Origin of the sequence: Kineobactrum sediminis (assembly GCF_002868715.1) — a bacterium.
In the GTDB taxonomy this organism is placed as follows: Bacteria; Pseudomonadota; Gammaproteobacteria; order Pseudomonadales; family Halieaceae; genus Kineobactrum; species Kineobactrum sediminis.
This window is the reverse complement of the sequence record NZ_PKLZ01000001.1, coordinates 411,417-424,271: the sequence shown is the minus strand read 5'-3', so window position 1 is coordinate 424,271 and position 12,855 is coordinate 411,417. Positions and strand designations below refer to the sequence as shown.

General features: G+C 59.1%; 14 protein-coding genes. 8 read left to right on the top strand and 6 right to left on the bottom strand.

The genetic code is table 11. The annotated features are described in order from the left end of the window. Nucleotides 1-3 precede the first annotated feature (3 nt). Together CWI75_RS01895 and hslO are read right to left on the bottom strand one after the other, a co-directional pair. Nucleotides 4-1,575 (bottom strand): phosphoenolpyruvate carboxykinase, encoded by a 1,572-nt coding sequence (locus CWI75_RS01895; protein WP_101519763.1) that lies wholly within the window; start codon nucleotides 1,573-1,575, stop codon nucleotides 4-6. A 165-nt stretch (nucleotides 1,576-1,740) separates the two neighbouring features. Then, complete coding sequence (gene hslO / locus CWI75_RS01890; RefSeq protein WP_101519762.1) at nucleotides 1,741-2,655, bottom strand: Hsp33 family molecular chaperone HslO; 915 nt, start codon at nucleotides 2,653-2,655, stop codon at nucleotides 1,741-1,743. A gap of 203 nt (nucleotides 2,656-2,858) precedes the next feature. Here hslO and CWI75_RS01885 point away from each other — a divergent pair, with 203 nt between their 5' ends. The 3 genes from CWI75_RS01885 (at nucleotide 2,859) to CWI75_RS01875 (ending at nucleotide 5,001) form a co-directional block, all read left to right on the top strand. Then, nucleotides 2,859-3,725: a TIGR03619 family F420-dependent LLM class oxidoreductase gene (locus CWI75_RS01885; protein ID WP_101519761.1), complete on the top strand. Its 867-nt coding sequence runs from the start codon at nucleotides 2,859-2,861 to the stop codon at nucleotides 3,723-3,725. An 84-nt stretch (nucleotides 3,726-3,809) separates the two neighbouring features. After that, nucleotides 3,810-4,685, top strand: a complete 876-nt coding sequence (locus CWI75_RS01880; RefSeq protein ID WP_101519760.1) for a DMT family transporter — start codon at nucleotides 3,810-3,812, stop codon at nucleotides 4,683-4,685. A 40-nt stretch (nucleotides 4,686-4,725) separates the two neighbouring features. Continuing rightward, nucleotides 4,726-5,001 carry a polyhydroxyalkanoic acid system family protein gene (locus CWI75_RS01875; RefSeq protein WP_101519759.1) on the top strand — a complete coding sequence of 92 codons (276 nt, stop codon included), beginning with the start codon at nucleotides 4,726-4,728 and terminating at the stop codon, nucleotides 4,999-5,001. Here CWI75_RS01875 and CWI75_RS01870 read toward each other — a convergent pair. Both CWI75_RS01870 and CWI75_RS01865 read right to left on the bottom strand, forming a co-directional pair. Beyond that, entirely contained in the window at nucleotides 4,994-6,061 is a 1,068-nt protein-coding gene (locus CWI75_RS01870) for an alpha/beta hydrolase (protein WP_101519758.1), read from the bottom strand. The two genes, CWI75_RS01875 and CWI75_RS01870, sit on opposite strands and share 8 nt — an antisense overlap. Next, nucleotides 6,058-7,053 (bottom strand): AraC family transcriptional regulator, encoded by a 996-nt coding sequence (locus tag CWI75_RS01865; protein ID WP_101519757.1) that lies wholly within the window; start codon nucleotides 7,051-7,053, stop codon nucleotides 6,058-6,060. The genes CWI75_RS01870 and CWI75_RS01865 overlap by 4 nt, the downstream gene beginning before the upstream one ends. 113 nt (nucleotides 7,054-7,166) lie before the next feature. On the opposite strand from CWI75_RS01865, the gene CWI75_RS01860 reads away from it, so the two are divergent. Continuing rightward, nucleotides 7,167-8,354 carry a ferritin-like domain-containing protein gene (locus tag CWI75_RS01860; protein WP_101519756.1) on the top strand — a complete coding sequence of 396 codons (1,188 nt, stop codon included), beginning with the start codon at nucleotides 7,167-7,169 and terminating at the stop codon, nucleotides 8,352-8,354. Between the two features lie 66 nt (nucleotides 8,355-8,420). Here the strand turns inward: CWI75_RS01860 and rpsT are convergent, their stop codons facing one another. Beyond that, nucleotides 8,421-8,687, bottom strand: coding sequence for a 30S ribosomal protein S20 (gene rpsT, locus CWI75_RS01855; protein ID WP_101519755.1), 267 nt, complete (start codon nucleotides 8,685-8,687; stop codon nucleotides 8,421-8,423). A gap of 295 nt (nucleotides 8,688-8,982) precedes the next feature. Here rpsT and CWI75_RS01850 point away from each other — a divergent pair, with 295 nt between their 5' ends. From CWI75_RS01850 to CWI75_RS01835, 4 genes are all read left to right on the top strand, one after another. Further along, nucleotides 8,983-9,510 carry a cytochrome b gene (locus CWI75_RS01850; protein ID WP_101519754.1) on the top strand — a complete coding sequence of 176 codons (528 nt, stop codon included), beginning with the start codon at nucleotides 8,983-8,985 and terminating at the stop codon, nucleotides 9,508-9,510. A gap of 123 nt (nucleotides 9,511-9,633) precedes the next feature. Continuing rightward, the gene (locus tag CWI75_RS01845) at nucleotides 9,634-10,119 is read left to right on the top strand and encodes a nucleoside deaminase (RefSeq protein ID WP_206604608.1); all 486 of its coding nucleotides are present in this window, start codon (nucleotides 9,634-9,636) and stop codon (nucleotides 10,117-10,119) included. A gap of 80 nt (nucleotides 10,120-10,199) precedes the next feature. Next, nucleotides 10,200-11,117 carry a glutathione S-transferase family protein gene (locus tag CWI75_RS01840; protein ID WP_101519753.1) on the top strand — a complete coding sequence of 306 codons (918 nt, stop codon included), beginning with the start codon at nucleotides 10,200-10,202 and terminating at the stop codon, nucleotides 11,115-11,117. A 42-nt stretch (nucleotides 11,118-11,159) separates the two neighbouring features. Continuing rightward, nucleotides 11,160-11,639, top strand: a complete 480-nt coding sequence (locus CWI75_RS01835) for a YkvA family protein (RefSeq protein ID WP_101519752.1) — start codon at nucleotides 11,160-11,162, stop codon at nucleotides 11,637-11,639. Here the strand turns inward: CWI75_RS01835 and CWI75_RS01830 are convergent. Continuing rightward, nucleotides 11,608-12,834 carry a DegT/DnrJ/EryC1/StrS family aminotransferase gene (locus CWI75_RS01830; RefSeq protein WP_206604607.1) on the bottom strand — a complete coding sequence of 409 codons (1,227 nt, stop codon included), beginning with the start codon at nucleotides 12,832-12,834 and terminating at the stop codon, nucleotides 11,608-11,610. The genes CWI75_RS01835 and CWI75_RS01830 overlap by 32 nt on opposite strands. Nucleotides 12,835-12,855 lie beyond the last annotated feature (21 nt).

The window sequence follows — 12,855 nt, the reverse complement described above, 5'->3', positions numbered from 1 at the left end:
GCCTCAGCTTTCGGTGGCGTGCGCCCGGGGGCCCGCTGCTACGATACTGTCCGAGACATCAAACCGGGTGATGTTGTCCTGAAACAGCTGCGCCAGCTTGCGAGCCTGGTCGTCATAGGCGGCGACATCGCCCCAGCTGTTGCGCGGGTTGGTGTACTTCGCGTCAACCCCGGGGATGGCGGTCGGAAAGGTCAGGTTGAGAATATCCAGCTGTTCCAGCGGTGCATTCAGCAGGGCCCCACTCTGGGCGGCCGCCACGATCGCTCGGGTAACCGGGATCGGGAAGCGCGCGCCGGTACCGCCGGGTGCACCGGAACCGCCGGTCCAGCCGGTGTTGATCAGGTATACCTGGCTGCCAAAATCCTCAATACGCTTCATCAACAACTCGGCGTAGTCACTGGCGGGGCGCGGCATGAATGGAGCCCCGAAGCAGGTGGAAAAGGTGGGATGAATGCCCGCCTCCGCGCCCAGCTCGGTAGAGCCGACCCGTGCGGTATAGCCACTGAGGAAGTGGAAGGCCGCGGCCTCCTTGGACAGGATGGAGACTGGCGGTAACACACCGGAGACATCGCAGGTGAGGAAAATCACGCACTTGGGCTCGCCGCCGGCGTTGGCTTCGGTGCGCTTGGCAACGTGTTCCAGCGGGTAGCAGCAACGACCATTTTCGCTAAGGCTGGTATCGCTGTAGTCGGCATGGCGTTGCTCGTCCAGCACCACGTTCTCGATGATGGCGCCAAAACGGATGGCGTCCCAGATAACCGGTTCGTTTTCCTGGCTGAGGTCGATGGTCTTGGCGTAGCAGCCGCCCTCGATATTGAATACGGAACCCTTGGCCCAGCCGTGCTCGTCATCACCTATAAGGTAGCGTTCCGGATCGGCCGACAGCGTGGTTTTGCCGGTGCCCGAGAGGCCGAAAAACAGCGTGGTGTCACCCTCTTCGCCAACGTTGGCGGAGCAGTGCATGGACATTACGTCCTTTTCCGGCAGCAGGAAGTTCTGCACCGAGAACATGGCCTTCTTCATTTCGCCGGCGTAGTGCATGCCGGCAATGAGTACCTTGCGGCGGGCAAAATTCAGGATGACCACAGCCTCGGAATTGGTGCCGTCCCGCTCCGGGTCACAGACAAAACCCGCGGCGTTGATGATGGTCCACTCGTGCTTGCGACCGACATTGAAATTCTTGGGGCGGATAAACATGTTACGGCCGAAAAGCCCTTGCCAGGCAGTTTCCGTTATCACCTTTACCGGCAGGTAGTGATCGTTGTGCTCGCCTACGTGCAGATGGGAAACAAAGCGGTCGCGTTCGTCGAGATGCGCTTCAACCCGGTCCCACAGCGCGTCGAAGTGTTCACTGTCGAAGGGCCGGTTGACGGGGCCCCATTCAATGCTGTCCTCGGTGCTGGGCTCGCGGACCACGAAGCGGTCGGCGGGAGAGCGGCCGGTGCGCGGGCCGGTAGTCACCAGCAGGGCGCCGGTGTCAGCGAGGATGCCTTCCTCGCGTTTCAGTGCTTCTTCAATCAACTGTGCTATACCCAGGTCGGTAAATTCCCTGGTGGTGCTGGTCTCAACGGTCATGGTGTGTCCTGTTTTTCTGCTGTCGCTCACTGCCCGCCATTCGTGGCAGAAGCCGCCTCTGAAGGTCTTTCGGGGGGCGCCATTATGTCAGAAACCGCCCATTATGCGAACCTGCGCCCCTAAAAAATCCCAGGCCGTGGCACTCGCAGGTCATCCGTTATCAGTTTAGTGCAAAATCGGCGCAGGGGGAGCTTCCAGAAGACTGGCAAGGTCCTCGCGTTCGAAGCGGTATTGTTGGTTGCAGAACTCGCAATCCACCGTGATACACCCCTGTTCCTGGAGAATTTCCTCGAGTTCGCTGGCCGCCACTGCCGATAGCGCGTTGCGACTGCGGGCGATGGAGCAGCTGCAGTGAAACTGCACTGTCTTTGGCGCAAACAGGCGCACCGGATCTTCGTGATAGAGCCGGTATAGTAATTCTTCCGGGTCCAGCTGCATCAATTCCTCTGCCCTGATAGTGGCACCCAGTGTGCAGGCGTGCTGCCACTGCGCGAGGCGTAGCTGTTCGTCACGCACCACCTGGGCAGGCAGTTGCTGCAGCAACATACCCGCGGCCCGATTGCCGTCGGCCGCCAGCCAGAAGCGAGTCTGCAATTGCTCGGACTGCTCAAAATAGGCGTCCAGGCTGCTCGCAAGGGAGTCCGTGGCCAGTGGCACAATACCCTGGTAGCGCTTGCCTTTTACCGGGTCAATGGTGATCGCCAGAGTGCCCGTGGCCAGCAGTTGGGCAAAGTCTTCAGAGGTCGCATGTTCGGCGCCGCGGGCGATGCCTCGCACCTGCAGGTCGCTGCTGCACTCGGCCATGAGCAGCGGCACCTGGCCATTGCTGCGGGCTTGCAGAATAAGCTTGCCTTCAAATTTGAGGGTGGTGCTGAGCAGGGTCGCCGCGGCCAGGAACTCGCCTAACAGGCGTTGTACCCCCGGGGCATATTGGTGCACCGTGAGGATATCCTGCAGCACGGTATCGAGTTGCACGATCTCACCGCGGATATCCGCCTGTTCAAACAGGAAGCGCCGGGTGCTGTCGCCTGCTTCGGCGCTCTCTTTGGGATGGGTGATGGCGGAAAAGTCTTCGGTCATGCCTGTAGTGTAACCTCTTTTTTAATGGCCCGTTGATCCCGGTGCGCTCGATACGCGTAGTTAACACCAGGCAGAGTTCAGTATTTGAGGCCATCGGCGGCTATTTTCAACACCCCGATGACCGCCACGGGCGGACGCGTTACAGTCACCTTTTTAGCCACAGCAGCTGGCCGCCGCGGCGGGCCACAGACAGGAGCACCACCATGAGATTCAGCTATCAGATCGGCATGTGCGAATCGAGCCATTATCTGCCACTGGCGCAGGCAGCGGAAGCCGCGGGCTACGACGGCCTTACCATCCCGGACAGTATTTGTTACCCGCAGGAAGCGAGTTCCAAATATCCGTACAACAAGGATGGCAGCCGCGAGTTCCTGGAAAGCGTGCCCTTTCTTGAAAGCCTGATCGCCACCGCGGCAATGGCTGCAGTTACCAGCAAAATCCGCTTTGCGACCTTCGTCTACAAGCTTGCCGTGCGCCAGGCGGCGGTGGTTGCCAAGCAGGTACAGAGTATCCAGGAGCTGTCCGGCAATCGTTTCGATTTTGGGGTTGGTATTAGTCCCTGGGAAGAGGATTTTGCCGTCTGTGACGTGCCCTGGGAAAAACGTGGCCTGCGTCTGGACGAGCAGATTGCCATTATTCGCGGCCTTGAAACCGGTGAATTCTTTGGTTACGAAGGAAAAATACACAATATGCCGGCGATAAAAATGTGTCCGGCGCCCTCGGCGCCCACGCCCATTCTCGTGGGAGGCCATGCCGAACCAGCCCTGCGCCGCGCGGCTGTTGTGGGTGATGGCTGGATGTGTGCAGGCGCCGATATGCAGCAGCTGGAGGGCTATATCCGCCGCCTGCACGAATTGCGCGATGAACACGGCACCAGTGACCGGCCCTTCCGCATCTTTACCACCGGCCAGGATGCCTTCACCGCGGAGGGTATTGCGCGCCTGGAGTCTATCGGGGTAACCGATGTGGTGATCGGCTTCCGCAATGTCTATGAAATGGAGCCGGACAAGCCCCTGGATGAGAAAATCGCCATGCTCAACTGGTACGCGGGAGAGTTTATTAACCGTTAGCGGCGACTGGCGCGTGCACAATGTCGCATAGGCCCGGGTAGGTAAATGCGATAGAGTGCACGGTTTGCGGCCAAGCCTGTACCCATGAACAATGTGTTGCTGTACCTGATCACCGTGGTGGTCTGGGGTTCTACCTGGATTGCCATCAAGTTCCAGCTCGGCACGGTGGAGCCCATCGTGTCCATCGCCCACCGCTCAATGCTGGCGGCGTCTCTGATCTTTCTGTACCTGATCCTCCGCCGGCGTCTGGCACCGCTAAGCCTGCGCAATCATGCCATGATCTTCATGCAGGGGTTGTGCCTGTTTAGCGGCAATTACCTGTTTATTTATCCTGCTACCGAGCACCTCGCCAGTGGTCTGGTGGCGGTCGTATTTTCCACCATGGTTATCCTGAACATGATCAACGGCGCAATTTTTCTGGGATTGCCGATCAGTCGTATGGTGCTGGTGGGCGGTCTTATAGGCCTGGTGGGGATGGTGGCGGTATTTTCGCCGCAGCTGTCCGATCTTGACCTGTCCGACAACAGTTTCCGGGCTCTGTTACTGTGTTTTGCCGGTACCTTCTGTGCCTCGCTGGGTAACATCTTTGCCGCGCGCAATAGCCTGGAGCGCCTCCCGGTGTTGGTGTGCAATGCCTGGGGCATGCTTTATGGTGCGCTGGCGCTGTATGGCGTTGCACTGTTGCTGGGGACGCCTATCACCGTGGACTGGGAGTTTTCTTATGTGGCTTCCCTGCTGTATCTGGCGGTATTTGGCTCGGTAGTCGCCTTCTGGGCTTATGTGACTCTAATCGGCAACATCGGTCCCGATCGTGCGGCCTATACCTCGCTGTTGTTCCCGGTGGTCGCGCTGCTGATCTCCACCGTGTTTGAGGGTTACCAGTGGTCGCTGCTGGGCCTGGCCGGATTTTGCCTGGTACTGATGGGCAACTGGCTGGTCATGCGCCGGGGTGCGGCGTAATCTATAAGGCCGGCAGACCCAAAAAGGCAAGCATACGTTTATGGCCTCATTCCGACTGACCAAACCCTATACCATGGCAAAGGATGATGTGCGGGCGGCTGCCCAGCGTCTGGCTGGGCGTCTCGAGCAACAGCATGCGGTTCACGCTCATTGGGAGGGTGATAGTGTGCGGATAAAGGGCTCGGGCATTGATGCAAAGCTGTCATTCCACGACAACCTGGTGGATATCTCGGTACATATGGGACTGATTGCCTCTGCGTTCCAGCGGCCCCTGAAGGCCGAAATACAACGCTACCTGGACGAGATGATCAGCTGAACACGGTAACCCCGCTGAGCGGATCCGGACCGTCTACCAGCGCGGCAAACTCCTCCGCCAGGGCCTGGCTGCGGTCAATGCAGCGCTGCCAGTAGGTAACCCGGTCGGCCATGGGCAAGCGTCTGAAGTCGCTGCGGTCAGGAATTTTCCCATGCGGCAGGGCGGCGATAAATTCCCTGCTCGGGCACAGCAATACCAGGTCATCAAAGCCGTGAATGCCTGCTTTGCGCCAGGGTAAAAATTTGTCAAACCAGCCGGGGATGATGTCATCACGAAAATGCGGATACAGCATCAGGCCGTGGCCGGCATACTGACTGAGGTTAAAATGATAGTCGATGATGCCGCCATCCCAGTACTGGCCCAACGGTGCTCCGCCGATATCGCGCTCCCCCTTGAGTACAAAGGGGATAGCGCCACTGGCATGCAGGACCGGCGCCACTGTCTCGCGGCGCAGTGCCGTATAGGTTGTATCAAAGTCGCTCAGGTTGAACCGGGTCGCCGCCGCATCGCCACTGTGAAACACCACACGCTGAAATCCCAGGTTAAGGCAGCGCCGGTGCACGGCATTGCCGATGGCAGCAGCACCCATGGTGGCACCCAGCACACCGGGCCGGGTTGCACCGGCAGGACCGCGGCCCCGGGCGGTCACAATATGGCTGCGAATCCGGGGATGGCCAGCCAGTATTGCGGCGCCGTCCTCCCCCAGTACCTGGGCCAGCATGGCCATACTGGCCGTACTGATTTCGGTTGCGGTGGGGCGTGCAGAATATTGTTGCTGCAGGTAAGCCTGTTCAAACCGGTCCAGCGCCGCGACCGGGTCCGGCATGGCCAGGCAGGCGTGGCGCCAGGCGCCGATGGATGAACCCAGCACCGACAGCTCACTCCCGCTCCGTTGCAGAAAATCCCCGAACAGGAAGCGGTCCAGTTGGCCCAGGATCAGCCATTTGGGGCCGCCGGAGGCTCCCAGCAACAGGCTGAACAGGTCCGGGTGCCAGCCCTGGTCTGCGATCAGCGACGCCGCCCGGCGCCCGAGATATACCGATAGCGCGCCTCCGCTCACCGGCGCAGCTCTCGCGGTGCCCGTCCGGTCCACTTCTGGTAAGCCCGGCGGAAGTTGGAGGCATCGTTAAAACCCACCAGATAAGCGATTGTCGTTAGTGGCAGGCGGGTATTCTGCAAATAGCGAGTGGCGTGCTCCGCGCGCACCTGATTCAGTAACTGCTGGTAAGCACAGCCTTCCTGTTCCAGCCGCCGGCGATAGGTGCGCGGGCTCAGGTTCAGCATTTGTGCCAGTTGTGGCATTTGCGGGTACTGTCCCTCCAGTTTGCGCAGCAGGCGCAGGGTCTGCTCGGCCACCTGATCCTGCCCCTCCAGGTCTGCCAGCAGCCGCGCGCACTCGTTTTCATACAGTGAACGCAATGCCGGATTGGACAGCGGCAGTGGCGTGGCCAGCAGCGTCCGGGGAAAGGAAATTCGGCCCAGTACCGCATCAAAATGAACATCCTCACCAAAGACCTGGTAATAAATGGCGGCATGTGCCGGAGCGGGGTAGGGCAGCTCCACCCTGAGCTGCAGATTGGGCAGGCCCAGCAGCCCACGCAAGGTGTTGAGCATGGCCGAGTACATCATCTCGGAGCCAAATTCGAGGGGGTTTTCCTGGGGGGCGCTTACGGTGGTGAGGACACAGCGGTCTTCCGTCACTTCATATTCCAGGTGCAGCGACGGCGAGGCCAGCAGATGGTAATACTTGATGAACAGTTCCATGACCTGGCCCAGGTCGCGGCAGGTCATGAAGGCCTGCCCGAGCACGGCGTGGGCGCTCAGGTTGAGGCGCAGACCCATGTGCAGGCCCAGCGCCGGGTCTCCGGTGAGTTTGAAGGCATTGCCGACCAGCCGGACAAAGTCTTCTTCCGCCACCCGGGCGCCGAGATCCGCTACACCGGTGCGGGCCAGTGAGGTCCCCGCCAGCAGTTCCTCGCGCGCATAGCCCTGGCTTTCGACCATGTCGATAAGGATAAGAATGTATTGCGCGGGCGCGCTTGTTCTGGGCATAGGTTCATTTGGCCACAAATGACCCTATTTTGACAAGACTTTACCTTGTTGGTATCGGTGTCATCTTCCATAGTAAGGTCACATAATCATCAGTAGCACTCAGGAGAGACCCCATGAAAGTAGAATGGACCGAAACCCCCCGCAAGATCCAGCGTTTTGCCGGTGCCGATTTTCCTCATGAAAACCCGGATCTTGAGGATTTGCTGACTGCTGAAGACGCGGATTATATTGCCGAAATCTTTGAGACGCCCCTCACCGGTTCCTATAACTGGGATTACAAAATCCAGGATGACCGCATCAAGCGCTTGTACGACCTTGGCAAGCAGCTGAACTGGGATCCGGAGATGGACATCGACTGGGATCGCCCATGGCCGACCGAAGAGCGTATGCCGGAGATGATGAACCTGCATACCTACCAGCCTTACCTGGATATGGACGAGGCTACGCAAAAAGAATTCTGGCTGCACATGAATGCCTGGAGCCTGAGCCAGTTCCTGCACGGTGAGCAGGGCGCCCTGCTGGTAGCGTCCCAGCTGTGTTCCTGCGCGCCCACGCTGAATGCCAAGTTATATGCGGCCTCGCAAACCTTTGATGAAGCCCGGCATGTGGAGGTCTTCAACAAGTACCTGCAAAAGCGTATTGGGCTGATGTACCCGATTAACACTCACCTCAAGTCCATTATTGACAAGATCCTCACTGACGCACGCTGGGACATGAAGTTCATCGGCATGCAGCTGGTTATTGAGGGCCTGGCGTTGTCGGCATTCAATACCACCCGGGAAACCACTCCGGACCCCGTGCTTAAGGACGTGGTATACCTGGTAACCCGGGACGAGGCACGGCACGTGACCTTCGGGGTCAACTACCTGGAAGAGTTCGTCAAGACCCTGACCGACGAAGAGCGCGAAGAGCGTGCCCAGTTTGCCTACGAGGCGTGTGTGGTAAGCCGTGAGCGTCTGGTCGCTACCGACGTGTTTGCCCATTTTGGCTGGGATGTTGAAGAGGCTCGCCTGCAGGTGCTGGATGGTTTCGTGATGTCCACATTCCGCAACCTCCTGTTCCAGCGTGTCATACCGAACCTGAAGCGCATCGGCCTGCTCACTGACAAGATCCGGCCGAAGTTCGAGGCGTTGGGTATTCTGGAGTTTGAAAACCTGACCACCGACGGCGACATTGACTGGGCTCTGCTGGAGCGGCCCCTGGATACCAGCGAAGCCCAGGGTTATGAGCAGAGCATGCTCTCCGAGTTCCAGAAACTGGCAGCGGAGCAGAGCGAGGAGGACACCCGGAAGGCCAGCTGAGGCAGAAAAACAGGACACAAAAAAGCCGGCGTTAGCCGGCTTTTTTGTGGAGCCAGACGCCTGGATTCAGGCGGCGAGGCTCTTGATTTTGGTGTTCAGGCGGCTCTTGTGGCGAGCGGCCTTGTTTTTGTGGATGATGCCTTTATCGGCCAGGCGATCGATAACGGGCATGGCGGCGTCATAGGCGGTTTTGGCCTGGGCTGCATCACCGGTGCCAATCGCGGCCAGAACTTTCTTGATCTGGGTGCGAACCAGCGAACGCATGCTGGAATTGTGTCCGCGACGCTTTTCTGCCTGGCGAGCGCGCTTTCGTGCTTGTGGGGAGTTTGCCACTGTAGAGTCCTCGTGGGATCGCAAAAATTTAAGAGGCGAGATTATTCACATTGGGGGGCTGATTGTCAACCGTTAGAGGCGTTTCCGCCTATTATTGCCCGGGAGAGAGCGCTTGCCCGAAAGTATGTCCTGTACTGTCGTCCAACAGGGTCGGCGTTAGCCCTGTGCGTCGATGATACCCTGTAAGCAGGGACTATAAGTGCGGGAAGCCCGGGACCCATTACTTGGTGAAAATAGTAACATTACCGATTTATACTCCTGCTAAAGTGGCTTATACACCCTGCTGGAGAAAAACATGTCTGATAGTAGTCGCTACTCTGGTATATCCACGATCAATCACTGGATTACCGCTTTACTCGTCGTAACGATGCTCGCACTGGGTTTGGCGGCAGGCGCCGCGCCCTCGGATGCGATTGAAGACTATGTTCTGGGTATCCATATATCACTGGGCTTTTTCGTGCTGATCTTTGTTATCTGGCGAGTGCTGTTCCGGTTATATGAAGGTTTCCCAGCAAATGTGGGTCGCACGGCTTATGAGCGCTGGGCCGCGTATTTTGTTCACAGGGCCATTCTGGTGCTACTTGTGGTTCAGGTGCTTACCGGACCTTTGTATTTATTTACCGAGGATGAATGTATCGGCGTGTTTGGATGGTTTTCGGTATGCCTGCCGCTGGCGTCCCTGTCCATCATCCACGAAGCTATGGAATCGATTCACGTATATAGCGGTGTTTATTTGCTGCCTGCCTTACTGATTCTGCATATTGCCGGAGGTATCGTGCACTACCTAATCGGTGCGCCCCGTCATACCCCAGCCGATATGTAGTGCCGGAGGTTGAGCCGGGGAGCCTGCCGAGTATTACTACACGGTGCCGCTGACGAAGCGACAGCTGGTAGATGTCGTCGGTGGCGACCAGGCAATCTGGAGACTGCGAGAGAGATATCTGTTATGAAATCGGAAAATCCACTGTCACAGCGCTTCATGCGCCGGGCGATTGAGCTCGGCCGCAAGGCAGCCGATACCGGAGAGGGCGGCCCTTTTGGGGCCGTCATTGTTCGCGAGGGTGAAATCATCGGTGAGGGTTGGAACCGGGTGATCGCAACCAGTGACCCGACCGCCCACGGCGAGGTAATCGCAATCCGCGATGCCTGCGCCCGGGCGGGCATTTTCAGCCTGGAAGGCTCCACTATCTATACCAGCGGGGAACCCTGCCCAATGTGCCTCGGAGCCATTTACTGGGCCCGTATTGAGCATGTCTTTTATGGTTTTTCCATTGATGCCGCAGCGACCTGCGGTTTTGACGACCAGCATTTCTACCGGGAACTGGCGCTGTCGCCGGATCAGCGGAAAATAGGGCAGACCCAGCTGTTGGGAGATGAGGCTCTGGAGACCCTGCAGTATTATCTTGGCAAGCCAGACCGGGTGTCTTACTGATAGGTATAGGCCATGCTGGCCGGGCACCACGCCTTCAGGTTTTAATGAGGGTCTATTCACCCAAGGAAACCGGAGCTCCCATGCCCGATCTGATTCTCCATCACTATGCCTTCTCGCCCTTCAGCCAGAAAATTCGCAGCATGCTGGGTTATACAGGTCTTGCCTGGCATTCCGCCATTACCCGGGAAATGCCTCCGCGGCCGGTTGTTGCGCAGTTGGCGGGAGGTTATCGTAAAATACCCGTCGCCCAAATCGGTGCCGATGTGTTTTGCGATAGCCGTACCATCGCCGCCGAAATTGCAGCGCTGGCGGGTATCCCTGAACTGGCTCTGGAGAATCTTGATGCGCAAGCGCGGGACTGGGCCAGCCGCGCGGACCTGGACCTGTTTTTCCCCTGTGTGATGGCAGGCGGCAGCAGGGCGCTCAACCGCAAGGTGCGCCAGACCATGTCCTGGCTGGATATCGGCCGCTTCATGCTGGACCGCATCAACATGAGCAGGAAAGCCGCCGTCAAGCCTGCCGGATTCAGGGAGGCCAGGCCGCTGGTCCTGGGGTATCTGGCGGAACTGGAGGCGCAGCTGCAGCAGGATTTCCTGTTCGGCGCGGCACCCAACCATGCGGACTTTTCCACCTATCACGGCCTCTGGTTTATGCACGACCTGGGTGAGTCGCCCATGATTGACGATTTCCCCAAAACCCTGGCGTGGATGGATCGTATCCGCGCCTTCGGTGACGGGCATCGCCATGAGATCAGTCCACAGCAGGCACTCGACGCCGCCGCCATGGCTCATCCTCGTGCGATACCCGAGGACCATCTCAGTGACTCCCGCATTGGCCAGAAGGTGACGATTGCGCCCGCTGACTACGGCCAGGTGCCCACTGCAGGCGTGCTGGTGGGGAGTGCCGCCCACAGCTGGATTCTCGCCCGCGAAGACGCCCGCCTCGGCACGTTGCACGTGCACTTCCCGCAAGCGGGATACAACCTGGAGGAGCTGTAGTGGTCGGCCCCCATATCTGTAAAGTCGGCAGGGAGGCAGCCGATGGTGACTGAAGATGGTGGCAAGCGCTCCGCCCGGGTGCGCGGCAGCAAGGCTTATGCGCTGGCGACTCGTCGCGCGAAGTCATACCTTGAGCAGCCGGCCAAGCTCAAATCCCTGGTTGCCGCAGCCGGTAGCAAGGCCGAGGCCCGCAGCGGGCCACTGGCTGCGATCATGGGCCCGGTGAAAGACGGGTTGCGACTGGTGCGCGCCTACGCCAACGGCTCCTACCGCGACATATCCTGGCAGTCGCTGCTGATGCTGGTGGCCGCCGTCGTGTACTTCGTGATGCCGGTAGACCTGGTGCCGGACTTCCTGCTCGGCTTCGGGCTGCTGGATGATGCGGCCATAATGGGCTGGACCCTGCGTACGCTGAGCCGGGACCTGGAAAGCTTTCGGGCCTGGGAGGCGGCCACAGCGCCGCCCCGGCCGGATGCCAGTGACGATGCCGTTACGCCCGAGGACCCTCCTGCAGCTCAATGAAGTCTTCCAGCACCTGATACAGGTACTGGCAATCCTCAAGAGTCATGGTCGGGTGGCAGGGCAGCATCAGGCCATGGCGCATGACCTGTGTTGCGTTGGGGTAGCCGGCCGGGTCAAGGCGGTAGTTGACCTCTTTCATCATTGGTTGCAACGCCACATGGCCCGAGAAAATCACCCGGGTAAAGATGCCCGCTTCCTCCAGGTGCACTTGCAGCTCGCGACGGCTCCAGCCCAAGTCCGGGCGTAACATGACCGGATAGCAAATCCAGGTGGTAAAGACGTCATCGGGTACCCGTGGCTTGATGAAATACTCACTGCGAGTGTCCATGTACTCGTCGTGCAGGCGAAAACGTTCCTGCCGCAAGCGGGTGAATTCGTCGAGCTTGTTGAGTTGCTCGTGGCCGAAGGCGGCACCGGCCTCGTTGGGGATGAAGCCGTAACCCAGCTCCTCGAAGATGAACATGCCGTCGTACTCGATATCCCCGAGGTCTTCCAGGAAACGGCCATCACTGTCTGCCTGGCGACTGCCGTACAGGTATTTTTCCGAAGAGCGACCCCAGGCGCGCAGCATGAGGGCGCGATCCCACAATGCCGGGTCATTGACCGCCACCAGGCCGCCGTTCCCCAGGCAGGTGATGATATGGAAGATGGAGAAACTGGTAATGCTGATATCACTGAGGGTACCTGCGGGAGTGCCGCGGAAGGTGCCGCCCAGGGTGTCGGCGCTGTCTTCAATAAGCTTGAGTCCGTGCTTGTCGGCGAGCGCGCGCAGGCGGTCCCAATCGGGCATGCCCCCCACCAGGTTGGGTACCAGCATGGCCCGGGTGTTTGGCGAAATCAGGGGCTCAATCCGGTCGATGTCGATCTGGTAGCTATCGGGTTCAACGTCCACCAGGACCGGGATATGGCCGCTGAGTACAATGCTCGAAATGTCGGTGCCAAAAGTCAGTGTGGGGGTGAGAATTTCGGAGCCGGGAGGGAGGTCGAGCAGGCGCACCGCCAACAGCAGGGCGGAGCTGCCGGAGTTGACCATGGCCCCATACTCCTTGCCGAGCAGTTTGGCGCAGCGGCTCTCAAAACTTTGCACCTGTTGCCCTACGACCATACTGGTCTGCATTACTTTTACGACTGCATCGATCTCTTTCTGGTCCAGCATGGCGCCGCCGTAGCGGATCTCTCTGTTCGGCATTCTCATGGTTATCGGCCCTTTCGCAGG

Excerpts from the sequence above, each read along its gene's own strand:
- CWI75_RS01895 (WP_101519763.1), bottom strand. The coding sequence starts at position 1,575 with ATGACCGTTGAGACCAGCACCACCAGGGAATTTACCGACCTGGGTATA.
- hslO (WP_101519762.1), bottom strand. The coding sequence starts at position 2,655 with ATGACCGAAGACTTTTCCGCCATCACCCATCCCAAAGAGAGCGCCGAA.
- CWI75_RS01885 (WP_101519761.1), top strand. The coding sequence starts at position 2,859 with ATGAGATTCAGCTATCAGATCGGCATGTGCGAATCGAGCCATTATCTG.
- CWI75_RS01880 (WP_101519760.1), top strand. The coding sequence starts at position 3,810 with ATGAACAATGTGTTGCTGTACCTGATCACCGTGGTGGTCTGGGGTTCT.
- CWI75_RS01875 (WP_101519759.1), top strand. The coding sequence starts at position 4,726 with ATGGCCTCATTCCGACTGACCAAACCCTATACCATGGCAAAGGATGAT.
- CWI75_RS01865 (WP_101519757.1), bottom strand. The coding sequence starts at position 7,053 with ATGCCCAGAACAAGCGCGCCCGCGCAATACATTCTTATCCTTATCGAC.
- CWI75_RS01860 (WP_101519756.1), top strand. The coding sequence starts at position 7,167 with ATGAAAGTAGAATGGACCGAAACCCCCCGCAAGATCCAGCGTTTTGCC.
- CWI75_RS01850 (WP_101519754.1), top strand. The coding sequence starts at position 8,983 with ATGTCTGATAGTAGTCGCTACTCTGGTATATCCACGATCAATCACTGG.
- CWI75_RS01845 (WP_206604608.1), top strand. The coding sequence starts at position 9,634 with ATGAAATCGGAAAATCCACTGTCACAGCGCTTCATGCGCCGGGCGATT.
- CWI75_RS01840 (WP_101519753.1), top strand. The coding sequence starts at position 10,200 with ATGCCCGATCTGATTCTCCATCACTATGCCTTCTCGCCCTTCAGCCAG.
- CWI75_RS01835 (WP_101519752.1), top strand. The coding sequence starts at position 11,160 with ATGGTGACTGAAGATGGTGGCAAGCGCTCCGCCCGGGTGCGCGGCAGC.
- CWI75_RS01830 (WP_206604607.1), bottom strand. The coding sequence starts at position 12,834 with ATGAGAATGCCGAACAGAGAGATCCGCTACGGCGGCGCCATGCTGGAC.